The following is a 22,464-nucleotide window of genomic DNA, read 5'->3' on the forward strand; positions in this document are numbered from 1 at the left end:
GGAAAAGTTGTGAACGACCAGTTGCAAAAATTCATGTTCAGCGCGGCGCCGGTGCGCGGCGAAATCGTTTCGCTGCGCAACACGTGGCAAGAAGTGCTGACCCGCCGCGATTATCCGGCGCCGGTGCGCACCATACTCGGCGAAATGATGGCGGCGTGCGCGCTGCTGTCGGCGAACCTGAAGTTCGACGGCACGCTCATCATGCAGATTTTCGGCGACGGCCCGGTCAAGATGCTGGTGGTGCAATGCAGCTCGGATCTGTCGATGCGCGCCACCGCCAAGTTTTCCGGCGAAGCGGATACCACCATCGCCGACGACACCACGCTCGTCGAACTGGTCAACGCCAGCGGCCATGGCCGCTGCGTGATCACGCTCGATCCGCGCGTCAAGCAGCCGGGCCAGCAGCCGTATCAGGGCATCGCGCCGCTGTCGGGTATCGACGGCCCGCTCAAGTCGATGGCGGAAGTGCTCGAACACTACATGCATCACTCGGAGCAGCTCGACACGCGGCTGTGGCTCGCGGCCAATACCGAGCGCGCCGTCGGCCTGCTATTGCAGAAGCTGCCGGGCGACGGCGGCATCGTCCCGCATCCGGGCGAGCTCGACGCGGATACGTGGGAGCGGGTCTGCACGCTGGGCGGCACGCTGTCGCAGGACGAACTGTTGAAAGAAGAGCCCGAGACCGTGTTCCGGCGTCTCTTCTGGCAGGAGAACGTGCAGCATTTCGAACCGGCGCCGGCGCGTTTCGAATGCAGTTGTTCGCGCGAGAAAGTCGGCGCGATGCTGAAAATGCTCGGCCGCGAAGAGGTGGACAGCGTGATCGAGGAACGTGGCCACGTCGAGATTCATTGCGAGTTCTGCAACCAGCGCTATGAGTTCGATCCGGTCGATGTGGCGCAACTTTTTGTCGCCGCCGAGCTTTCACAGGGCGTCTCGCCCGCGGCGGACCAACGGCATTGAGAGACTGACGCGGCGGCGAGCGCGGTGCGCGGAATCGGAACAGTCAGCCGCCCTGCTCCGTTGAAAGCCGCCGCCCGCGCCAATGCGATGCCGCCGGGCGTCGCCTCACCGCAGCGCATTGCGTAACCTCAATGCGCCGGCTTCTTCTCTTTCGAACCCTTGTCTTTTGCGTCCTTGCCGCCGTGCTTGCGATCCGGCTTCGCGCGCGATTCCGGATTCGGCACCACCCGCACCGGCGCGGCCGATACCTCGCCGCGTGTCGAGGTGGTCGTGGCGGTGTTATTCGTCGGCGCCGGCAGTGGCGCATTCGGCGCGACGAACTGCACGAACACTTCGCCGTCCTTGACCATACCCATCTCATAACGGGCACGCTCCTCGACCGCGGCCGTGCCGTTCTGCAGATCCTGCACTTCGCCCGCAATGCGTTCGTTGCGCAATTTCTCGTCGGCGTTCTTCTGCGCCTGCTGCGCCAGTTCGCCTTGCAGTTCGTGCACGCGCAACCAGCCACCATGCCCCCACCAAAGCGGGTACTGGATCAGCGCCAGCAGAATGATCAGGACAGCAGTGACGAGCCGCATGAAGTAAGCACAATAAATACACGCCGCCCTGCGCTATACGCAGGGCGGCGTGCTGAATCGGAAACGAAAGAGAACCGGCTCAAGGTTCAAGCCTGATGGTCAGGTCCGGTGTTCAACGCAGATTGTAGAACGCCGACTTGCCCGGATAGCTGGCGATATCGCCCAGGTCCTCTTCAATACGCAGCAACTGGTTGTACTTCGAGATGCGGTCGCTGCGCGACAGCGAACCCGTCTTGATCTGACCGGCGTTCAGGCCGACGGCGATATCGGCAATCGTCGAATCTTCCGTTTCGCCCGAGCGGTGCGAGATCACCGCCGTGTAGCCGGCGCGCTTGGCCATTTCGATGGCCGCGAAGGTTTCCGTCAGCGTACCGATCTGGTTGATCTTGATCAGGATCGAGTTGGCGATGCCCTTCTCGATGCCTTCCTTCAGGATGCGCGTGTTGGTGACGAACAGGTCGTCGCCCACCAGCTGGATCTTCTTGCCGAGCTTGTCGGTGAGGGTCTTCCAGCCGGCCCAGTCGCTTTCGTGCATGCCGTCTTCGATCGAGACGATCGGGAACTTGTCGGCCAGATTCGCCAGATAGTCCGCGAATTCCGTCGACGACAGTTGCAGGCCTTCGCCCGCCAACTGGTACTTGCCGTCGTGGTAGAACTCGCTCGCGGCGCAGTCCAGTGCCAGCAGCACGTCTTCGCCAGCGCGGTAGCCGGCTTTCTCGATGGCTTGCAGGATCGTCGACAGGCATTCGTCGTTGCTGCCGAAGTTCGGCGCGAAGCCGCCTTCGTCGCCCACGGCCGTGCTCATGCCGCGGTCGCTCAGGATCTTCTTCAGCGCGTGGAACACTTCGGCGCCGCAGCGCAGTGCTTCGCGGAAGGTCGGCTGGCTGACCGGCACGATCATGAATTCCTGGATGTCCAGGCTGTTGTTGGCGTGTGCGCCACCGTTGACGATGTTCATCATCGGCACCGGCAGTTGCATGGCGCCCGAGCCGCCGAAGTAGCGGTACAGCGGCAGACCGGCTTCTTCAGCCGCGGCCTTGGCCACCGCCATCGACACCGCCAGCATCGCGTTCGCGCCGAGACGCGACTTGTTGTCGGTGCCGTCGAGTTCCAGCAGGGTCTTGTCGAGGAAGGCTTGCTCGGAAGCGTCGAGGCCCATGATCGCTTCGGAGATCTCGGTGTTGATGTGCTCGACAGCCTTCAGCACACCCTTGCCGCCGTAGCGGCCGGCTTCGCCGTCGCGCAATTCGATCGCTTCGCGCGAACCCGTCGATGCACCCGACGGGACCGCAGCGCGGCCCATCGTGCCCGATTCGAGCAGCACGTCGCATTCGACGGTGGGGTTGCCTCGCGAATCGAGAATCTCTCGACCGATGATATCTACGATAGCACTCATGGTTTCCTCAAGAAATGACGTTGGATTCTTAGGTTGAAACAGTGTCTGACGCGCGGGGCGCCGCCCCTGACCAGACACTTTGGACGACCATTGGGTTCAACTCGGGGTTCAATTCGGGGTTCAACACGCATTCAGACGCGCCGCGCCGGCTCATGAGTCGACCCGGCGCGCGCACCTGCATCAGTTGAAATCGCTTTCGAGAAACGGCGCGCGCTTCACGGCCTGATCGAGCGTAACCAGCGTCTCCAGCAGATCGGCCATACGATGCAGCGGCACGGCGTTGGGACCGTCCGACATCGCCTTCGCCGGATCCGGGTGCGTTTCCATGAAAAGACCAGCCACGCCGACCGCCACCGCGGCACGCGCCAGCACCGGCACGAATTCGCGCTGGCCGCCGGAACTGGTGCCCTGGCCGCCCGGCAACTGTACCGAGTGAGTGGCGTCGAACACGACCGGCGCACTGGTTTCGCGCATGATCGCGAGCGAGCGCATATCGGAGACGAGGTTGTTATAACCGAACGACACACCGCGCTCGCAGGCCATGAAGCGGTCTTCCGAGAGGCCGGCTTCACGTGCGGCGTCGCGCGCCTTGTCGATCACGTTCTTCATGTCGTGCGGCGCGAGAAACTGGCCCTTCTTGATGTTGACCGGTTTGCCCGAGCGCGCGCAGGCGTGGATGAAGTCCGTCTGACGGCACAGGAAGGCCGGCGTCTGCAGCACGTCGACCACCGAGGCGACCTGCTCGATCTCGTGTTCCGAGTGCACGTCGGTCAGCACCGGCAGGCCGAGCTGGCGTTTCACTTCGGACAGGATGCGCAGGCCTTCGTCCATGCCCAGACCGCGAAACGACTTGCCGCTACTGCGATTGGCCTTGTCGTAAGACGATTTGTAGATGAACGGGACGTTCAGCTTCGCGCAGATTTCCTTGAGCCGGCCGGCCACGTCGATCGTCATCTGTTCGGATTCGACGACGCAGGTGCCCGCGATCAGGAAAAACGGCTTGTCCAGCCCGATTTCGAAATCGCCCAGTTTCATGCTTTCTCCTCGACGAGCGACTGCTGATGCGCCAGCGCCGCCTCGACGAACGATTTGAACAGCGGATGCCCGTCACGCGGCGTGGACGTGAATTCCGGGTGGAACTGCACGCCGACGAACCACGGGTGCATGCTGCGCGGCAATTCCATCATTTCCGGCAGATCTTCGCTCGGAGTACGGGCGCTGATGATAAGACCGCCGCCTTCGAGCTGGGGCACGAAGCGATTATTGACTTCATAACGGTGACGGTGGCGCTCGTTGACGTCCTTGCCGTAGATCTCTTCGGCCATCGTGCCGGGTTTGATCGGGCAACGTTGCGAACCGAGGCGCATGGTGCCGCCCAGGTCCGACTCTTCGGTGCGCTTTTCGACCCGGCCGTCACGGTCGTACCACTCGGTGATCAGCGCGACCACGCGGTTCGGCGTGCCCGGATCGAACTCGGTGCTGTTCGCGTCCTTCAGGCCGACCACGTCGCGGGCGAATTCGATCACCGCGAGCTGCATGCCGAGGCAGATGCCGAGGTACGGCACCTTCGCTTCACGCGCATAACGGATGGCTGCGATCTTGCCTTCGGTACCGCGCCGGCCGAAGCCGCCCGGCACCAGCACGGCGTCGAGATGCTTGAGGCTTTCGACGCCCTGCGTTTCGATCTCTTCCGAGTCGATGTATTCGATGTTGACCTTGGTCGACGTGTGGATCGACGCATGGCGCAGCGCTTCGATCAGCGACTTGTACGACTCCGTCAGGTCGACGTACTTGCCGACCATGCCGATGGTGACTTCGTGCTGCGGATGTTCGAGCTTCTCGACCATGGCCGACCACATGGAGAGATCGGCGGGCTTCGGCGTGAGCTTGAGCTCGTCGCAGACGATCGCGTCCATGCCCTGGTCGTGCAGCATTTGCGGAATCTTGTAGATGCTGTCCGCGTCCCACACCGAGATCACGGCGTCTTCCGGCACGTTGGAGAACATCGAGATCTTCGCGCGCTCGTCGTCCGGAATCGGACGGTCGGCGCGGCACAGCAGCACGTGCGGCGAGATGCCGATTTCGCGCAGCTTCTGCACGCTGTGCTGGGTGGGCTTGGTCTTCAGTTCGCCGGCCGTGGCGACCCAGGGCACCAGCGTCAGGTGCACGAAGCACGCGCTGTTGCGGCCGAGGCGCAGGCTCATCTGACGCGCCGCTTCGAGGAACGGCAGCGATTCGATATCGCCCACCGTACCGCCGACTTCGACGATGGCCACATCCGGCTCGCCGCACGTCGCAGACGCTGCGCCGCGTTCGACGAAAGCCTGGATTTCGTTTGTGATGTGCGGGATCACCTGCACGGTTTTGCCCAGATAATCGCCGCGGCGTTCCTTGCGGATCACCGATTCGTAAATCTGGCCCGTGGTGAAGTTATTGGCCTTGCGCATCTTCGTGCTGATGAAGCGCTCATAGTGGCCAAGGTCGAGGTCAGTCTCCGCTCCATCTTCTGTCACGAACACTTCGCCGTGTTGAAACGGGCTCATCGTGCCGGGGTCGACATTGATGTAGGGATCGAGTTTGAGGAGGGTGACTTTCAGACCGCGCGATTCGAGGATCGCGGCGAGGGAAGCGGCGGCAATACCCTTGCCGAGGGAAGAAACTACGCCGCCGGTGACGAAAACATATTTGGTCATCGCTGGATGCTCGCGGGAAAAACGGATTATACCGTAAAGCAGGGTCTCAACCCAGCGAATTGCGCTTGCCCCGCGACGATCCCGCACCGATTTTCGCGCCGCCCGCTGCTCAGGCGCGCTGCTCCAGTTCGCGCAACATCCGCTGCACTGCCCGCGCGGTTTCCAGCGGCTTCTCCATTGGATACAGATGGCTGCCCTCGATCCATTCCAGGTGGCCGCCGGTTGCACGGCGCGTCGCATCCAGCCCGACCTGGCGAATTTCGCGGGAATGCGTGCCGGCGATGAAACCCACCGGCACCGGCGCGCCGCGTGCGAGCCGCGAGCCGAGCGTGTGCGGCAAGGTCTTGTAAATCCGGTACTCGACAAGGCGGTCGAAGGCGAGCGTGCGCGTGCCGTCAGGCGAAGTCTGCGGAATGCCGAACTCGATGTAGTCAGACAGCATGCGCTCGTCCCAGCGCGCGAAGGCCGGCTTCGAGTGGAAGTGCCGCCAGGCTTCGTCGCGGCTCGCCCATTGGGTGCGGCGCGTGCGCGTGGCGGCCGCGGGCGAGAGGCGCTCGTCAAGACCGGTCCATTGCGAGACGCGCAGCACGCTGCTGCGCCAGCCGGCCAGCACCGGCGAATCGAGCATCACCACCCCTTTCACCCACTGCGGCTTTTTCAGCGCGGCCATCAACGAGAGATAACCGCCGAGCGAATGGCCGACCAGCCAGACCGGCTGCTCATAGGAGCGGCTGATGTCGTCGAGCAATTGTTCGACCAGATGCGGCCAGTCCTGCGTCACCGGAAAGCGCGCATCGTGACCGATACGCTCGATGAAACGCACGTCGTAATCGTCGGCAAGCTCGGCGAAAATGGTCCGGTAGGTCGAGGCGGGAAAACCGTTCGCGTGCGAGAAGTGAATGATGTTTTTCAAGTGCGGCTGTCTCCGTTCCTGATTCTGTGTGGCGAGGCATGCACGGCTGGTTGCAACGCGCACGGCCTTCATTGATCCATCCAGTACCGGTGCTGCGAGGTGCGGTAGCGGTCGACCCAGAGCGTCGGGCGCGTGGCCTCGTCGTCCGGCGCCGGCGCGGCCTGCGCTGCTCGCGCCGTTGCCGGCCCGTAGCCCGCCAGAATCTGCACTGCGCCGTCCTCGTCGCTGCGCGCCAGTTCGATGTGGCGCGCCAGATAGCGTTCGAAGACGCCCGGATTGGGATGGTGAAAACGGTTGCGATAGCCTACCTGAAATACCGCGACAAGCGGCTCGATAGAGTCGAGGAACGGCTCGGTCGACGAAGTCTTGCTGCCGTGGTGCGGCACGAGCAGGATCTGCGCGCCCAGAGCGGCACGGTCGCGGGCGAGCAGGATGCGCTCGACGGGCGCTTCGATGTCAGCGGCGAGCAGTGCGGCGAGGCGGGGCTGCGGGGCGGACGTGGACGTGGTCACGTGGTTGGCCGCGTTAGTCGCGTTGCTCGCGTTCACTGCATTGGCCGCGTCGACTGCGGGCGTTGCAGCGTCATTCGAAGGACGTGCTCCCGCCGTGCTGACCCGCAGCACGCAACAATGGTCATTCGGCTTGCCCTCTAGCGGACCCGGATCCGGCCAGAGCATGCTGAACTCGACGCCGTCCCATTGCCAGCGCTGCCCAGCCGCACAGCGCAGCGTCTCGGCCCCAACCGCGCGAGCTTTGTCCCACAACCCGTTCGACGGCTCCAGTCCGGCCAGCAACTGGCGCACTTCCACTCCATCGAGCACGGCCGGCGCGCCGCCCGCGTGATCGGAGTCGGAATGGCTGATCACCATCGCATCCAGTCGATAAACGCCGTTGGCCTGCAGATAAGGCACAACGACCCGCTCGCCGGCATGCGTCGACTCCGGTCCAGGCCCCGCGTCGAACAGCAGCGCGTGATGCGCGGTTTCCACCAAGATCGATGAGCCTTGGCCGATGTCGAGCGCGGTCAGCCTGAACGTGCCCGGCGCCGGACCGGGCGGCGCCGGCAGGAGGAGCGGCAGCCAGGTGAGCGGCGCCGCCCAGCGCAGCGGCCAGCCGCGCGGCGCCAGACACCACGCGACACCGGCCGCCGCCGCGGCCAGCGCCCAGCCGTTCGGCTGCGGTAGACGCCATAGCGCCCAACTGAAGCCCGACAACATCTGCAAGCCGGCGCAGAGCAGTTCGAGCAGGCTGTGAGCGGTGCGAAAGGCATAGGCATCCAAAGGCGCCGGTAACGCGACGCCCGCCAATACCGCGGGTGTCACGAACAGGCTCACCCACGGAATCGCAAATGCATTGGCAAGCGGCCCGATCAGTGGAATCTGCGAGAACCAGTAAACGGTCAGCGGCGCGAGCGCGATCGTCACTGCCCACTGCACCTGCACCGCGCTGCGCAGGCGCGCGATCAATGACCTGACGCGAACACGCAGCGCGGCAAGCATTCGCGTGGCGACGACGCGTGGGCGCGACAGCCGGCGCGGCGACACAGCCGCAGAGGCATCCACGGACGGGTCCAGAACCACCTCCACCGCTTCACCCTCTTTCTCTTCGCGCCGCCGTTCGTCGCGCAGACGAGGCCGTCCCGACATGGCATACACGATCGCCGCCACCGCGCAAAACGACAGCCAGAACCCGGCCGACACCACCGCCCACGGATCGAGCAGCAGCACCAGACCCAAGGCCCACGCCAGCACCCACGACGGCGCGACGCTGCGGCCGCTGACGAACGCCAGCGCCACCGCGCCGGCCATCCATAGCGCGCGCTGCGCCGGCACGTTGAAGCCGGCGAGCGCGGCGTGCATCGCGGCGAACAGCACGCCCGCGCCGACCGCGACTTTCTGCGCCGGGATCTTGAGCGGCCAGTTGCGCCCCACGAAACAGGAGCGCCGCCATAACGCCCCGGCCAGCCACGCGGCGAGTCCGGCGACGAAACCGATATGCAGCCCGGAGATCGCCACCAGATGACTCGTGCCGGTCGCGCGCAGCAGCGCCCAATCGGCGGCGCTGACCTCATCCTGCGCGCCGACGGCAAGCGCCACCACGACGCCGCGATGCGGCGCGTCGGCCAGTACCGAATCGATGCGGGCTCGCAGCGCGGCACGCCAGCGGTCGACGCCGACGCCGACGACACCCACGCCGCTCGCCAGCCCCGCCAGCCGATGCGCCGTCTCCGGTTTGCTGACGTAACCGGTCGCCCGGACATTGCGCGCCAGCAAGCCCGCTTCGGCATCGCGCACGCCGTAATTGGCATTGCCATGCGGGCGCTTGAGGCGCACCGTCAGATGCCAGCGCGCGCCGGGTTCCAGCAGCGGCGGTGGCGGCCCTTTTTGATCGATCCACGAAAGTTGAATGGTGCGGGGAAAATGCGCGATCGGCGCAGCGACGGAAGCGACGTCGAACAGGAAGCGCACGCCCTTGTCGTCGCGATTCGGCAAGCCGCGCACGCTGCCTTCCACCTCGAGGTCACGCCCCTCCCATGCAACGGGCAGGCTCACAGCAAGACGCCACTCCGCACGCCACGCCGCATAGCCAAAACCCACGCAAGCGGCCGCCAGCCAGACCGCGCACCAGCCGCCGCGCGTGCGCCAATGCCGCGACTCGTCACACCGCAAACCCCAGACGGCCCACGCAAGCGTGCCGCACAAGATCAACCACAGCACCAGCCAGCCACGCCATCCAGGCAACGCCGCCTGCTGCTGCAAAGCGATCACGCCCAACCCAAATCCACCCCACACTGCCCGCATTCGCCCTCCACCCTGACTTGCCGAACGCAGCCCGGCGCGCCGCCCGGCTGCCGCCGGGCATCGCCATCAGACACAGGTCAGAACGCTATTTCAGACGAACGGCCGGACGCGGATTCGGCCCGGCGCGAATCCCTCTGGAGATTATGCAGACGAAAGCGCGAGCCGCGGCAACGCAGCGTGAGCGTTAGCCGTTGTGCCTATGGCAAGCTCGTCGATATCGATGCCGCGCAGTTGCGCGAGTCCCGCGCCGATGGCGGGAATCTGGTCGGGCGTATTGCGTTGGCGGTAAAGCCAGGAGGGAGCAATATCGGGCGCGTCGGTTTCGACGACGAGCGCGTCGAGCGGCAATTGCGCGGCGAGACGGCGAATCTGCAAGGCGCGCTCGAACGTCAGATTGCCGCCGAAGCCCAGATGCATGCCGTGATCGATAAATGCCTGCGCCTGCTGAAAACTGCCGTTGAATGCGTGCGCAATGCCGCGATGCACGCGCTGCCGGCGCAACCCCTTGAGCACCTGATCCTGCGACTTGCGCACGTGGCAGATCACCGGCAGATCGAATTCATGGGCGAGCTTCAGTTGCTCGTTGTAGAAGAACTGCTGGCGCGCATCGTCGAGGCCAGGCACGAAGTAATCGAGGCCGATTTCGCCTAAGCCGACGAACAGCGGATCGTCGAGACTCGCTTCGATTTCCATGCGCAGGGCGTCGAGATCGGCGTCCTGCGCATGGGGCGTGAAGAGCGGATGAATCCCGAGCGCATACGCCCCGCCCGTCACGCGATGCGCGAGTTCACGCACCCGCGCGAAGTTCATGCGCGCCACGCCCGGAATCACGATGCGCCCCACCCCGCACGTATGGGCCGCGGCCGCCACGGCGTCGCGGTCCGCGTCGAATTCCGACGCGTCGAGGTGGCAGTGCGTATCGATCCACATGCTCGCGGCCCCGCGCGGAAAGTGCGTTACACCGCCAGCGGCGGCTCTTCGTACAGCACGCCGTCGCGCAGACGCATGGTGCGGTCGCAGCGCGCCGCGAGGTCCGGATCGTGAGTGACGATCACGAAGCTGGTGTCGAAGGTTTGCGACAGTTCGAGCATCAGATTGAACACGGTGTCGGCGGTGCCGCCGTCGAGGTTGCCGGTGGGTTCGTCGGCCAGCACGCAGGCCGGGTTGGTCACCAGCGCCCGTGCAATCGCCACCCGCTGGCGCTCGCCGCCCGACAGTTCGCCCGGACGATGTTTCGCGCGATGCGACAGGCCCACGCGCTCGAGCGTCTGCAGCGCGGTACGGCGTGCTTCGTCGGTGGGCATGCGGCGGATGCGCAGCGGCATCGCGACATTGTCGAGCGCCGTAAACTCCGCCAGCAGATGATGGAACTGATAGACGAAACCGAGCGCGCGATTGCGTAGCTCGTTGCGCTCGCGTTCCGACAGTTTCGTGAACGGCTTGCCGAGCACCGACACTTCGCCCGTGCTCGGATCGTCGAGGCCGCCCAGCACGTGCAGCAAGGTGCTTTTGCCCGACCCGGAGGCACCGACAATCGCGAGCTTCTCGCCACGCCGCACCGAAAGTTGCGTGTTGTTCAGCACCTGCACGTTCAGGCCGCCCTGCACGAACGACTTGGAAATGCCGGTCGCTTCGAGGACGTAGGGATGCAACGCGCTGTCAGAGGGCATGGATTGGGGAATCGAACGGTCATTCATAGCGCAGCGCCTCCGCCGGACGAACCTTGGCGCCGCGCCAGCTCGGATACAGCGTGGCGAGCGAAGCCAGCACGAAGGCGATCACGCCGATTTTGGCGACGTCGCCCGGCACCAGCTCCGACGGCAACTCACTGATGAAATACACCGACGGCGGCAGAAACTGCACGCCGAGCAGATGCTCGATCATCGGCACCAGCCACGGAATGCTCCACGCAATCAGACAGCCGAGCGCCACGCCCGTCGCCGTGCCGATAAAACCGATGGTCACGCCCTGCACCACGAAAATCTTCATGATCGAGCCCGGCTGCGCGCCGAGCGTGCGCAGAATTGCGATGTCCGCCTGCTTGTTGGTCACCGTCATCACCAGCGACGACACCAGATTGAACGCCGCCACCGCGATGATCAGCGTCAGGATGATGAACATCATGCGCTTTTCGATCTGCACGGCCGAAAACCAGGTCTTGTTCTGCTGGGTCCAGTCGCGGATATAGAGGTCGCCCGACAGGGTGCGCGCCAACTGGTGCGCGACCTCCGGCGCGCGCTGCATGTCTTTCAGGCGCAGACGCACGCCGGTCGGCGCGGGCAGCCGGAACAATACCTGCGCGTCCTGAATGTTGATGAGCGCAAGCGTGCTGTCGTATTCGTAGTGTCCCGATTCGAAGATGCCCACTACCGTGAACTGCTTCAGACGCGGCAGCATCCCGGCCGGCGTGATGGTGCCTTCGGGCGCCACCAGGGTGATCTTGTCGCCGATCATGACGCCGAGATTGGCCGCGAGATCGGTGCCGAGCACGATGCCGAAATCGCCCGCCTTCAGATCGGACAACTGGCCGCCGCCCTTCATCTCCTTATAGATATCGGAGACCTGCGGTTCGAGCGTGGGATCGACACCGCGCAGCGCCACGCCGCTCACGGCGTCCTGACGCGTGAGCAGCGCCTGGGCGTCGACATACGGCGCCGCGCCGATCACTTCCTTGTTCTGATGCGCCTCTTTCGCCGTCAATTGCCAGTTCGGCATGGAACCGGTAGGCGAAAAGATTTCGACGTGCGCCAGCACCGACAGCATGCGATCGCGCACCTCTTTCTGGAAGCCGTTCATCACCGACAGCACGACGATCAGCGCCGCGACGCCGAGCGCGATGCCCGACATCGAAACGAGCGCGATGAAGGAGATGAAGCCGTTACCGGTCGTGCGTTTGCCGGCGCGGGTGTAGCGCCAGCCGATGGTCCATTCGTAGGGAAATTTCAAGCGAGTCCTTTTCTGCGTTCTTCGGCCTCTTGCCGCGGCGGCAACAATCGAATCTGCCACCGATCAAGCGCGAAGTTTGCCATATAACGGGCGTAAGCTCCCCGAACTGCTGCGGCCGCTCAGGCTTGCGCCGGGCTGGCGTGCAACTCCAGACCCAGCGCCCGGATCACCTTGATGATGGTCGCAAAGCTCGGGTTGCCATCTTCGGAAAGCGCTTTATAGAGCCCCTCGCGCGACATGCCGGTGTCACGGGCAAGCTGAGCCATGCCCCGGGCGCGGGCAATGACGCCCAGCGCGTGGGCGAGATAAGCCGGGTCGTCGCCCCCTTCCAGAAGGCAGGCTTCGAAATATTCGGCCATGCCGGTTTCGGTCTTCAGGTGTTCTGCCGCATCCCACAGGCGCGTTTTGATCTTTTCCATCGGTCACCGGTTGTACGGATAATCAGCAGGGACAAATGTAATCCATGGTTGACGCATCGTCAACCATGGTTCACGGCTCGCGATCGGCTGCGGGTCGGTGTGCGTGACTCCCTGCAACGCCCCGCATCGGGAATCGAAACACCCGCAGCGTTTGCCCTACAATGCGCAGCATCATGCTCGCCAACCGTCTTCACCTCCTCCTGCCTTTCGCGCTGCCCGCCGCGGCCGACGCCTCCACCGCGCTCCACGACATCCAAAGCCCCGCCCTCGACAAACTGCTCGCCCGCGCCACGCTAGTCGAGCGCGTCGTCGGCGAGGACTTTCAGCGCACGCTGCCGCATGAACGCTGGGTGGCGCGTCAGTTCGGCACGGTGCCCAGCGGCGCGGGAGCCGCGGACGAGGCGCCGCTCGCGCCCTACATGCTGCGCGCGGATGGCGGCGAGCCCGGCACAGCGACGTGGGCATGCGTGCAGCCTGTGCACGTGCGCATCGCCCATGACCATCTGGTGCTGATCGACCCGGCCTCGCTTGCGATCACCGACGCCGAAGCCACCACCCTGCTCGAGGTGGCCCGGCCGCTGATCGAAGAACTCGGCGTGCGCATCGAAGCGCCCCGACCCGCGCGCTGGTATCTCGCGAGCGACGCCTTCGGCACGCTGGCCGGCGCTTCGCCGCTGCGCGCCAGCGGCCGCAACATCGAAATCTGGCTGCCGCACGAAGCCCACACCGGCGAGCGTTCCCGGGCGTGGATGAAGCTGCAGAACGAAGTGCAGATGGCGTGGTTCGAACATCCGCTCAACGAGGCGCGCGAAGCGCGCGGCTTGCCCGCGATCAATTCCATCTGGTTTCACGCGCAAGGCGCGGCGCAACCGGTGCAAAGCCCATTCGCGCGCGTACTGTCGGACGCGGCGGCCACGCGTGGGCTTGCCCTTACGGCTGGAGTGGAGACCGGCGCGCCGCCGGCTTCGTTTGCCGCTCTCGTCTCCGGCGCAAACGATGTAAACGACGCCACCCGCGCGGGTGGCAACAGCGCGGCCGGCGCCACGCTCGTCGAGCTCGATCCGTTTTCCGCGCCCTATATCGAACAGGACTGGGCGCGCTGGAACGAGGCCTTCGCCGCACTCGAAACCGACTGGTTCGCCCCCGCCCTCGCCGCCCTGCAGACCGGCCGGCTCGGCGAACTCGGCCTCACGCTGTGCGGCGACACCGGCTCGGTAACGCTCACCGTCACGCGCGGCGATCTGCGCAAATTCTGGCGGCGGCGCCTGCTCGCCTCGCTTTTCATCGAATGATTCCGCGAATGTTCCATCGCATGTTTTCCGGCCTTTCTGCATGACTCGAATCGTTACGCGCGCCTCATCTCCCGTCGACGCCGAAGTGTTGACCCGTCACGGCCTGCATCCGGTGCTGGCCCGTCTGTATGCCGCGCGCGGCGTCTGCCAGCCGGATGAAATCGAAACCGGCCTCGCGCGCCTCGTGCCGCCCGCGCAACTGAAAGGCTGCGAAGACGCGGCGGCGCTGCTGGCCGACTCGATCGAAGGAAAGCGCCGCATGCTGGTGGTGGCCGATTACGACTGCGACGGCGCCACCGCCTGCGCCGTCGCCGTGCGTGGCCTGCGCATGTTCGGCGCGCAGATCGACTATCTGGTGCCGAACCGCTTCGAATATGGCTATGGCCTCACGCCCGAAATCGTCGCGCTGGCGGCCCGCAACCCATCCGGCCAGCCCGAGCTGCTGATTACGGTGGATAACGGCATCGCCAGCGTCGACGGCGTCGCGGCCGCCAACGCGCTCGGCATCGACGTGCTCGTCACCGACCACCATCTGCCCGGCGACGAACTGCCGGCCGCGCGCGCCATCGTCAATCCGAACCAGCCGGGCTGTACCTTTCCGAGCAAGTGCATCGCCGGAGTCGGCGTGATGTTCTACGTGCTGCTCGCGCTGCGCGCCGAACTGCGCAAACGCGGCGCTTTCACCGACGCGCGCCCCGAGCCGCGTCTGGACGGCCTGCTCGATCTGGTCGCGCTCGGCACGGTGGCGGACGTCGTCAAGCTCGACGGCAACAATCGCGTGCTGGTGGCGCAGGGCCTGCAACGGATCCGCAAGGGCAAGATGCAGCCTGGCATCGCGGCGCTGTTCCGGGCCGCGGCGCGCGACGCCCGCAATGCCTCCGGTTTCGATCTGGGCTTCGCGCTCGGGCCACGGCTGAACGCGGCGGGACGGCTCTCGGACATGTCGCTCGGCATCGAATGCCTCACCACCGACGACATCGGCCGCGCCTGGGAACTGGCGCAGCAGCTCGATTCGATCAACCGCGAGCGGCGCGAGATCGAAGCCGGCATGCAGCAGCAGGCGCTCGAAGACCTGTCCACGGTCGATCCGGCCGGCTCGGCCACCATCGTGCTGTTCAACGAAAGCTGGCATCAGGGCGTGATCGGCATTGTCGCGGGGCGGCTCAAGGAGAAATTTCACCGGCCCGCTTTCACGTTTGCGCCCGCCGACGAAAGCGGCGTCCTCGTCAAAGGCTCGGGCCGCTCGATCGCCGGATTCCATCTGCGCGACGCGCTCGACCTGATCTCGAAACGAGAACCCGGCATGATCGTCAAGTTCGGCGGTCACGCCATGGCGGCCGGCATGACGCTCGGCGCCGCGGACGTGCCGCGCTTTACCGCCGCGTTCGAAGCGGTGGGCCGCGAGTGGCTGTCCGCCGAGGCGCTCGCGCGGGTGGTCGAAACCGACGGCGATCTCGAAGAGGCCTATTTCACGCCGCAATTTGTCGAGATGCTCGATGCCGCGGTGTGGGGCCAGGGGTTTCCGGCGCCGGTGTTTTCCGGCGAGTTCGAAGTGGCCTCGCAGGCGCTGGTGAAGGACAAGCATCTGAAGCTGCAACTGCTGCGCGGCCGCCAGCGCTTTAACGCGATCTGGTTCAATCACACCGATTCGCTGCCCGCGCGCACCACCATCGCGTATCGCCTCGCGAGCGATACGTGGAACGGCGTGTCGCGGGTGCAATTGATCGTCGAACATGCGCTGAGCTGAGCCGCAATCCCCGCCAAACTGCCCCAAACGCCCGCCGCGTCGCGCATTAGCCTCCGGCGGGCAGCCTCGATCGGCTATAATTTCCCCTTTTTACGAAGCTATAAAAGATCGACATGGAAGCGGAACGTCTCAACGCGATCGAAGCCTCTCTGGCCGACCTGCGCCGTCGCGCGGGCGAGCTACGGGGGTATCTTTGACTACGACGACAAAGCACTGCGTCTAATCGAAGTCAACCGGGAACTCGAAGACCCGAACGTCTGGAACGACTCGAAGCACGCCCAGGCCCTCGGCCGGGAAAAGAAGCTGCTCGACGACGTCGTCGGCAAACTCACCGCGCTCGACAACGACCTGCGCGACGCGCAGGACCTGTTCGACATGGCACGCGAAGAAAATGACGAGGAAACCCTCCTCGCCTGCGAAAGCGATGCAGCCGGCCTCGAACAGCGCGTCGCGGACATGGAATTCCGCCGCATGTTCTCGAATGCGGCCGACCCGAACAACGCCTTCCTCGACATTCAGGCCGGCGCCGGCGGCACCGAAGCGTGCGACTGGGCCGCAATGCTGCTGCGCCAGTACCTGCGCTACTGCGAGCGCAAGGGCTTCAAGACCGAAGTGCTCGAACAGACCGACGGCGACGTCGCCGGCATCAAGAACGCCACCATCAAGATCGAAGGCGAATACGCCTACGGCTTTTTGCGCACCGAAACGGGCGTGCACCGGCTCGTGCGCAAGTCGCCGTTCGATTCGTCGGGCGGCCGTCACACGTCGTTCTCGTCGGTGTTCGTATATCCGGAAATCGACGATTCGATCGAAGTGGACATCAACCCGGCCGACCTGCGTATCGACACCTACCGCGCGTCCGGCGCGGGCGGTCAGCACATCAACAAGACCGACTCCGCCGTGCGGATTACGCACATGCCGTCGGGCATCGTCGTGCAGTGCCAGAACGACCGCTCGCAGCACCGTAACCGCGCCGAAGCCATGGCCATGCTGAAATCGCGTCTGTACGAAGCGGAAATCCGCAAACGTCAGGCCGAGCAGGACAAGCTCGAAGCCGGCAAGACCGATGTCGGCTGGGGCCACCAGATCCGTTCGTATGTGCTGGACAACAGCCGCATCAAGGATCTGCGTACCAACGTCGAAATCAGCAATACCAAGAGCGTGCTCGATGGCGACCTCGATCCGTTCATTAGCGCCAGCCTGAAACAGGGCATCTAAAGTAAGCGCATCCGGCGCGGCGAAGCCTGCCGCGCCGCATCTTTCAAGCGCCTGCCACAGGCAGGCCACCCCGAATACCGACCCATCATGACCGAACCGATCCAGACCAACGCCGCGCCCGAGGGGGACGAAAACAAGATCATCGCCGAGCGCCGCGAAAAGCTGCGCGAGCTGCGTGAGCACGGCATCGCTTACCCGAACGACTTCCGCCCCACGCATCACGCCGAGGATCTGCAGACGCAATACGCCGACACCGACAAGGAAGCGCTCGAAGCCAATCCGCTCGAAGTCGCCGTGGCCGGCCGCATGATGCTGAAACGCGTGATGGGCAAGGCCAGCTTCGCCACCGTGCGCGACGGTTCGGGTCAGATCCAGTTCTTCATCACGCCGGCCGACGTCGGCCAGGAAACCTACGACGCGTTCAAGAAGTGGGACATGGGCGACATCGTCGCGGCGCGCGGCGTGCTGTTCCGCACCAACAAGGGCGAGCTGTCGGTGCGTTGTACCGAACTGCGGCTGCTGTCGAAGTCGCTGCGTCCGCTGCCGGACAAGTTCCACGGTCTCGCCGACCAGGAAATGAAGTACCGTCAGCGTTACGTCGACCTGATCGTCACGCCGGAAACGCGCAAGACTTTCGTGGCGCGCACCAAGGCGATGTCGTCGATCCGCAAGTTCATGGCGGATGCCGACTTCATGGAAGTCGAAACGCCGATGCTGCATCCGATCCCGGGCGGCGCGGCGGCCAAGCCTTTCGTCACGCACCACAACGCGCTGGATATGCAGATGTTCCTGCGCATCGCGCCTGAGCTGTACCTGAAGCGGCTGGTGGTGGGCGGCTTCGAGCGCGTGTTCGAGATCAACCGGAATTTCCGTAACGAGGGCGTCTCGGTGCGCCACAATCCGGAATTCACGATGATCGAGTTCTACGCCGCGTACACCGATTATCAGTGGCTGATGGACTTCACCGAACAGTTGATCCGCCAGGCTGCGATCGACTCGCTCGGCACCGCGACCATCAGCTATCAGGGCCGTGAGCTGGATCTCGCCAAGCCGTTCCATCGTCTGACGATCACCCAGGCCATCCAGAAATACGCGCCGCAATACACCGACGCGCAGCTCGCCGATGCCGATTTCCTGCGCCCGGAACTGAAGAAGTTCGGCGTGGACGCCTCGCAGCCGCAGTTCCTGAACGCAGGCGTGGGCGCGCTGCAACTGGCGCTCTTCGAAGAAACCGCCGAGTCGCAACTGTGGGAGCCGACGTACATCATCGACTACCCGGTCGAAGTGTCGCCGCTTGCGCGTGCATCGGACAAGGTGCCGGGCATTACCGAGCGCTTCGAGCTGTTCATCACCGGCCGCGAAATCGCCAATGGCTTTTCGGAGCTGAACGATCCGGAAGACCAGGCCGCGCGTTTCAAGAAACAGGTCGACCAGAAGGATGCCGGCGACGAAGAAGCCATGTTCTACGACGCCGACTACATCCGCGCGCTGGAATACGGCATGCCGCCGGCGGGCGGTTGCGGTATCGGCATCGACCGGCTGGTCATGCTGCTAACCGACAGCCCGAGCATCCGCGACGTGATTCTGTTCCCGCATCTGCGCCGCGAAGACTGATCCGGCGGCGCTAGCCGGACGACCGAGGCCAGCGCGCCCGTCGCACCGGCAGTCATCAACAGAAACGCCCGGCAGAACATGCCGGGCGTTTTTCTTTGCGGCGCGCTCCGAGCTTGCCCGGCGTCCTGCCTCGATAGCCGCAGCGAGCTTGATGGTTTGTAACTATCGGTAAAAGCTGCGCCGCGCGGGCTCGCTCACCCTGCCTTTCCCGGCGTGTTTTCGCCCGCCCAGCCGGACCTTGCGCCGCTATTGATCACGCTTTGCGGACGATGCCCGCATCACGCCTGCGGATTTGGTTACAACTTGAAACCTCGGCCCGGCCTAGCTGTCGGACACTGTGTCTCAATAAAGTCGACTCTGCTTGAGACGGAGGCCCAAATGAACAGTCCAGACACCACTCGTACCCGTCGTATCCACCCGCTCGTCGCGACCGCGGCCGGCGCGGTCATCATCGCCAGCCTCGCTGCCACGGCAGCCGTGACGGGCCTGTTCCCGAAAGCGTCGAGCAACAGCGCGCAAAACGATCAGACCCAGTCGGCCCAGGTCGCCGCGCAGGCGGCCTCCCAGCCGGTGGTGGATTCGGCGCAACCGGCGAACCCCGCCACTTACGCGCAGCAGGATCAACCAGCCCAACAGTCTGCGCAGGCCGCTGCGCCCGTACCCGTGCCTGCGCCGACGCAGCAACAGTACGCCGCGCAGCAGCAGGCCCAGGCGCCTCAGCCGGCGCAGGGGCAATACGCGCAACAGCCGCCGCCGCAACCTGCTTATTGCGCGAGTTGCGGCACAGTGGTCGCGATTTCGGAAGTGCGTCAGGAAGGTCATGGCACCGGTGTCGGCGCCGTCGGCGGGGCGGTGGTCGGCGGCCTCGTGGGTAACCAGTTCGGCGGCGGCGTCGGCCGTGGCGCGATGACGGTGCTCGGCGCGGTCGGCGGCGGCTTCGCCGGCAATTCGGTCGAGAAACACATCCGCAGCACCACCGCGTACTCGGTACACGTGCGCATGGAAAGCGGCAAGAGCCGCTATTTCACGTACCATGACGCGCCGCCGTTCCAGCAGGGCGAGCACGTACATATCGAAAACGGCACGCTTGCCGCGGGTTAAGCTGCGGGCGGCTGTAGCAAGCGCGGCAAACCGCGCCAAAAACAAAAAGGCGATTCCAATGGAATCGCCTTTTTGCCTGATCGAGCCACTTATATCAGCCAGGCCGCTTAAACCGCCACCCGCTCAGTAATCCGCATCCTCGATCCACGCCGTCTGGATCGCCTCGAGAATCTTCTCGTTGGACCGGTTCGGGTCGTCGTCGAAGCCTTCCAGTTCCGTCACCCAGCGATGCAGATCGGTGAACCGTATCTGCTGCGGGTCCACTTCCGGATGTTTGTCGGTGAGGGCCATCGCGATATCTTGCGTGTCGGTCCACTTCATGGCTGCGCGCTCCTGTTAGTGATTTTCCTTCGCGTGGTTGATCGAGTAACGCGGGATCTCCACCACGAGATCCTGATCGGCCGGCACCAGGGCCTGGCACGACAGACGCGATTCGGGTTCGAGCCCCCACGCCTTGTCGAGCAGATCGTCTTCGTCCTCTTCCGACGGCGTGAGCGCATTGAATCCTTCACGCACGACCACATGGCAAGTCGTGCACGCGCACGATTTCTCGCAGGCGTGCTCGATTTCAATGCCGTGTTCCAGCAGACTGTCGCAGATGCTCTTGCCCGGCACGGCGTCGATCACCGCGCCTTCCGGGCACAGTTCGACATGGGGCAGCACAACGATTTGAGGCATACGATTTCCGTTTGGTCTGGGGCACGGACGCCGACGAACGGCTCCGTGCCATTTTACTGGTGGCGCGTGCTTTTTTGACACGCGCCACGTGATTCGTTGAAGTTCGCCGCAGACGCCGGACGAGCCGGCGGCCCTGTCGGGTGTCCGTCCGCTCAGATGTCGTCGAGCTTGCGGCCCGCGAGCGCGCGGCGAATGCCCTTGTTCATGCGGCGGGCAGCGAATTCGTCGGTGCCTTCGGCCACGGTTTTGGTGGCGGCTTCGATCGCGTCGGCGTCGTCGCTTTGCGCCACATTGCGCAGGCCGTTGAGCAGCGCGTCGAGTTCGGCGCGTTCGGCCTCGTCGAGCAGCTCGGCGTCCGCTGCCAGCGCAGCTTCGGTTGCTTCGATCAGGCGTTGCGCTTCCACCTGCGCCTCGCGCAGCGCGCGGGCACGCATGTCGACTTCGGCGGTGTTGAAGCTGTCTTCAAGCATGCGCGCGACGTCGTCGTCGGCGAGACCATACGACGGCTTCACGACCACCGACGCCTCCACGCCCGAATGCTGCTCGCGCGCGAACACCGACAGCAGGCCGTCCGCGTCGACCTGGTAAGTCACGCGAATGCGCGCCGCGCCGGCCGCCATCGGCGGAATGCCGCGCAATTCGAAGCGCGCGAGCGAACGGCAATCCGATACCAGTTCGCGCTCGCCCTGCACGACGTGGATCGCCATCGCCGTCTGGCCGTCCTTGAAAGTGGTGAAATCCTGTGCACGCGCGACCGGAATCGTCGAATTACGCGGGATGATCTTCTCGGTCAGCCCGCCCATCGTCTCCACGCCCAGCGACAGCGGGATGACGTCGAGCAGCAGCCAGTCATCGCCTTCGGCGCCACGGTTGCCGGCCAGCAGATCGGCCTGGATCGCCGCGCCGAGCGCGACCACCTGGTCGGGGTTGAGATTGGTCAGCGGCGGCTGGCCGAAGAGCCCTTCCACCGCGCGGCGGATCACCGGCATGCGGGTCGCGCCGCCCACCAGCACCACGCCCTTGATTTCCTTCGTGGTGACCTTGGCATCGCGCAGCGCTTTCCTGGTCGGCCCGAGCGTGCGCTGCACCAGCGCCTGCGTGATGGCCTCGAAAGTGGGCTCGTCGATGGTCAGATCGAGCCGGGTGCCGTTCGAAAGCGTCGCCTGCAAGCTGGCCAGCGGCGCGTCCGACAACGCCTCCTTGGCCACCCGCACGCTGTCCAGCAGCATGCGCACGTCTTCCGGCGCGAGTGTCTGCGGTGCAATGCCGGCCTGCTCGAGTACGTGACGGTACAGCGCGTGGTCGAAGTCGTCGCCGCCGAGCGCGGAATCGCCGCCCGCCGCGAGCACTTCGAAGACGCCTTTGGTGAGCTTGAGGATCGACAGGTCGAAGGTGCCGCCGCCGAGGTCGTACACGGCGTAGAGGCCTTCGGAGCCGTTATCGAGGCCGTAGGCAATCGCCGCCGCCGTCGGCTCGTTGAGCAGGCGCAGCACGTTCAGGCCAGCGAGGCGCGCGGCGTCCTTGGTGGCCTGGCGCTGCGCTTCGTCGAAATAGGCCGGCACGGTGATCACGGCGCCCACCAGGTCGTCGCCAAGCGTGTCTTCGGCGCGTTGCCGCAAGGTGGCGAGAATCTCCGCCGACACCTCCACCGGGCTCTTCACGCCGTCGACGGTACGGATCTGCACCATGCCCGGCGCGTCGACGAAATCGTAGGGCGCGTTTTCGGCGCCTTCCACTTCCGCCTTGCCGCGTCCCATGAAGCGCTTGACCGAGACGATGGTGTTGCGCGGATCGCTCGCCGCTTCCGCCTTGGCCGTGCGACCGATGCGGCGGCCGCCCTTCTCCAGATAACGCACCACCGAGGGCAGCAGCACATGGCCGTCGTCGTCAGGCAGGACGTCGGGCACGCCGCTGCGCACGGCTGCGACGAGGGAATTGGTGGTGCCGAGATCGATACCGACCGCGAGACGCCGCTGATGCGGCGCGGGCGCCATGCCGGGTTCGGAGATTTGCAGTAAAGCCATCTGAGATCTTCTTCGGGGAGCGTGCTACCCCGTCCTGAATGGTTCGCGTTGCTGGGTTGAGCGGGCCCGTCGACGTGACGCGCG

19 protein-coding genes are annotated in these 22,464 nt (G+C 65.0%); 6 read left to right on the plus strand and 13 right to left on the minus strand.

Features of this window, described 5'->3' with window-relative positions:
- Positions 1–9: 9 nt before the first annotated feature.
- On the plus strand, positions 10–960 hold the full coding sequence (gene hslO, locus FQ755_RS19115; protein ID WP_144156377.1) for an Hsp33 family molecular chaperone HslO: 951 nt from the start codon (positions 10–12) through the stop codon (positions 958–960).
- 128 nt (positions 961–1,088) lie between these two features.
- Here hslO and ftsB read toward each other — a convergent pair whose 3' ends face one another.
- The 10 genes from ftsB to FQ755_RS19165 form a co-directional block, all read right to left on the minus strand.
- Positions 1,089–1,538 (minus strand): cell division protein FtsB, encoded by a 450-nt coding sequence (gene ftsB / locus FQ755_RS19120; RefSeq protein WP_144156378.1) that lies wholly within the window; start codon positions 1,536–1,538, stop codon positions 1,089–1,091.
- 112 nt (positions 1,539–1,650) lie between these two features.
- The gene (gene eno / locus FQ755_RS19125; protein WP_144156379.1) at positions 1,651–2,934 is read right to left on the minus strand and encodes a phosphopyruvate hydratase; all 1,284 of its coding nucleotides are present in this window, start codon (positions 2,932–2,934) and stop codon (positions 1,651–1,653) included.
- A 180-nt stretch (positions 2,935–3,114) separates the two neighbouring features.
- Complete coding sequence (gene kdsA / locus FQ755_RS19130) at positions 3,115–3,969, minus strand: 3-deoxy-8-phosphooctulonate synthase (RefSeq protein ID WP_144156380.1); 855 nt, start codon at positions 3,967–3,969, stop codon at positions 3,115–3,117.
- Positions 3,966–5,627: a CTP synthase gene (locus tag FQ755_RS19135; protein ID WP_144156381.1), complete on the minus strand. Its 1,662-nt coding sequence runs from the start codon at positions 5,625–5,627 to the stop codon at positions 3,966–3,968. Before FQ755_RS19135 ends, kdsA begins: the two co-directional genes overlap by 4 nt.
- 109 nt (positions 5,628–5,736) lie before the next feature.
- The gene (locus FQ755_RS19140) at positions 5,737–6,540 is read right to left on the minus strand and encodes an alpha/beta fold hydrolase (protein ID WP_144156382.1); all 804 of its coding nucleotides are present in this window, start codon (positions 6,538–6,540) and stop codon (positions 5,737–5,739) included.
- Positions 6,541–6,608: 68 nt separating this feature from the next.
- The gene (locus FQ755_RS19145; RefSeq protein ID WP_144156383.1) at positions 6,609–9,341 is read right to left on the minus strand and encodes a ComEC/Rec2 family competence protein; all 2,733 of its coding nucleotides are present in this window, start codon (positions 9,339–9,341) and stop codon (positions 6,609–6,611) included.
- A gap of 141 nt (positions 9,342–9,482) precedes the next feature.
- Positions 9,483–10,271: a TatD family hydrolase gene (locus FQ755_RS19150; RefSeq protein ID WP_144156384.1), complete on the minus strand. Its 789-nt coding sequence runs from the start codon at positions 10,269–10,271 to the stop codon at positions 9,483–9,485.
- A 26-nt stretch (positions 10,272–10,297) separates the two neighbouring features.
- The gene (lolD, locus tag FQ755_RS19155) at positions 10,298–11,038 is read right to left on the minus strand and encodes a lipoprotein-releasing ABC transporter ATP-binding protein LolD (RefSeq protein WP_144156385.1); all 741 of its coding nucleotides are present in this window, start codon (positions 11,036–11,038) and stop codon (positions 10,298–10,300) included.
- Positions 11,031–12,287, minus strand: a complete 1,257-nt coding sequence (locus FQ755_RS19160; RefSeq protein WP_144156386.1) for a lipoprotein-releasing ABC transporter permease subunit — start codon at positions 12,285–12,287, stop codon at positions 11,031–11,033. Before FQ755_RS19160 ends, lolD begins: the two co-directional genes overlap by 8 nt.
- A gap of 119 nt (positions 12,288–12,406) precedes the next feature.
- Positions 12,407–12,706 carry an addiction module antidote protein gene (locus tag FQ755_RS19165; RefSeq protein WP_144156387.1) on the minus strand — a complete coding sequence of 100 codons (300 nt, stop codon included), beginning with the start codon at positions 12,704–12,706 and terminating at the stop codon, positions 12,407–12,409.
- A gap of 161 nt (positions 12,707–12,867) precedes the next feature.
- Between FQ755_RS19165 and FQ755_RS19170 the strand changes: the two genes are divergently transcribed.
- The 5 genes from FQ755_RS19170 (at position 12,868) to FQ755_RS19190 (ending at position 19,678) form a co-directional block, all read left to right on the plus strand.
- Positions 12,868–13,998: a regulator gene (locus FQ755_RS19170; RefSeq protein ID WP_144156388.1), complete on the plus strand. Its 1,131-nt coding sequence runs from the start codon at positions 12,868–12,870 to the stop codon at positions 13,996–13,998.
- 40 nt (positions 13,999–14,038) lie between these two features.
- Positions 14,039–15,745, plus strand: a complete 1,707-nt coding sequence (recJ, locus tag FQ755_RS19175; RefSeq protein WP_144156389.1) for a single-stranded-DNA-specific exonuclease RecJ — start codon at positions 14,039–14,041, stop codon at positions 15,743–15,745.
- A 113-nt stretch (positions 15,746–15,858) separates the two neighbouring features.
- Positions 15,859–16,963, plus strand: a protein-coding gene (gene prfB, locus FQ755_RS19180; protein WP_144156390.1) for a peptide chain release factor 2 whose coding sequence is annotated in 2 segments (ribosomal slippage) — positions 15,859–15,939 and positions 15,941–16,963 — 1,104 coding nt in all. Because the reading frame shifts where the segments join, the coding sequence is not laid out codon by codon here.
- Between the two features lie 87 nt (positions 16,964–17,050).
- On the plus strand, positions 17,051–18,577 hold the full coding sequence (gene lysS / locus FQ755_RS19185) for a lysine--tRNA ligase (RefSeq protein WP_144156391.1): 1,527 nt from the start codon (positions 17,051–17,053) through the stop codon (positions 18,575–18,577).
- Positions 18,578–18,955: 378 nt separating this feature from the next.
- On the plus strand, positions 18,956–19,678 hold the full coding sequence (locus FQ755_RS19190) for a glycine zipper 2TM domain-containing protein (protein ID WP_144156392.1): 723 nt from the start codon (positions 18,956–18,958) through the stop codon (positions 19,676–19,678).
- A 123-nt stretch (positions 19,679–19,801) separates the two neighbouring features.
- Here the strand turns inward: FQ755_RS19190 and iscX are convergent, their stop codons facing one another.
- The 3 genes from iscX to hscA form a co-directional block, all read right to left on the minus strand.
- Entirely contained in the window at positions 19,802–19,999 is a 198-nt protein-coding gene (iscX, locus tag FQ755_RS19195; RefSeq protein WP_090685552.1) for a Fe-S cluster assembly protein IscX, read from the minus strand.
- A gap of 15 nt (positions 20,000–20,014) precedes the next feature.
- On the minus strand, positions 20,015–20,356 hold the full coding sequence (gene fdx / locus FQ755_RS19200) for an ISC system 2Fe-2S type ferredoxin (RefSeq protein ID WP_144156393.1): 342 nt from the start codon (positions 20,354–20,356) through the stop codon (positions 20,015–20,017).
- Positions 20,357–20,508: 152 nt separating this feature from the next.
- Positions 20,509–22,380, minus strand: a complete 1,872-nt coding sequence (gene hscA, locus FQ755_RS19205) for a Fe-S protein assembly chaperone HscA (protein WP_144156394.1) — start codon at positions 22,378–22,380, stop codon at positions 20,509–20,511.
- Positions 22,381–22,464: the final 84 nt, after the last annotated feature.

The sequence above is a fragment of the Paraburkholderia sp. BCC1885 genome (assembly GCF_900996235.1).
Taxonomy (GTDB): Bacteria; Pseudomonadota; Gammaproteobacteria; order Burkholderiales; family Burkholderiaceae; genus Paraburkholderia.

Excerpts from the sequence above, each read along its gene's own strand:
- FQ755_RS19165 (WP_144156387.1), bottom strand. The coding sequence starts at position 12,706 with ATGGAAAAGATCAAAACGCGCCTGTGGGATGCGGCAGAACACCTGAAG.
- lolD (WP_144156385.1), bottom strand. The coding sequence starts at position 11,038 with ATGAATGACCGTTCGATTCCCCAATCCATGCCCTCTGACAGCGCGTTG.
- recJ (WP_144156389.1), top strand. The coding sequence starts at position 14,039 with ATGACTCGAATCGTTACGCGCGCCTCATCTCCCGTCGACGCCGAAGTG.
- FQ755_RS19190 (WP_144156392.1), top strand. The coding sequence starts at position 18,956 with ATGAACAGTCCAGACACCACTCGTACCCGTCGTATCCACCCGCTCGTC.
- eno (WP_144156379.1), bottom strand. The coding sequence starts at position 2,934 with ATGAGTGCTATCGTAGATATCATCGGTCGAGAGATTCTCGATTCGCGA.
- FQ755_RS19150 (WP_144156384.1), bottom strand. The coding sequence starts at position 10,271 with ATGTGGATCGATACGCACTGCCACCTCGACGCGTCGGAATTCGACGCG.
- kdsA (WP_144156380.1), bottom strand. The coding sequence starts at position 3,969 with ATGAAACTGGGCGATTTCGAAATCGGGCTGGACAAGCCGTTTTTCCTG.
- ftsB (WP_144156378.1), bottom strand. The coding sequence starts at position 1,538 with ATGCGGCTCGTCACTGCTGTCCTGATCATTCTGCTGGCGCTGATCCAG.
- lysS (WP_144156391.1), top strand. The coding sequence starts at position 17,051 with ATGACCGAACCGATCCAGACCAACGCCGCGCCCGAGGGGGACGAAAAC.
- FQ755_RS19135 (WP_144156381.1), bottom strand. The coding sequence starts at position 5,627 with ATGACCAAATATGTTTTCGTCACCGGCGGCGTAGTTTCTTCCCTCGGC.
- FQ755_RS19170 (WP_144156388.1), top strand. The coding sequence starts at position 12,868 with ATGCGCAGCATCATGCTCGCCAACCGTCTTCACCTCCTCCTGCCTTTC.
- FQ755_RS19145 (WP_144156383.1), bottom strand. The coding sequence starts at position 9,341 with ATGCGGGCAGTGTGGGGTGGATTTGGGTTGGGCGTGATCGCTTTGCAG.
- iscX (WP_090685552.1), bottom strand. The coding sequence starts at position 19,999 with ATGAAGTGGACCGACACGCAAGATATCGCGATGGCCCTCACCGACAAA.
- hscA (WP_144156394.1), bottom strand. The coding sequence starts at position 22,380 with ATGGCTTTACTGCAAATCTCCGAACCCGGCATGGCGCCCGCGCCGCAT.
- fdx (WP_144156393.1), bottom strand. The coding sequence starts at position 20,356 with ATGCCTCAAATCGTTGTGCTGCCCCATGTCGAACTGTGCCCGGAAGGC.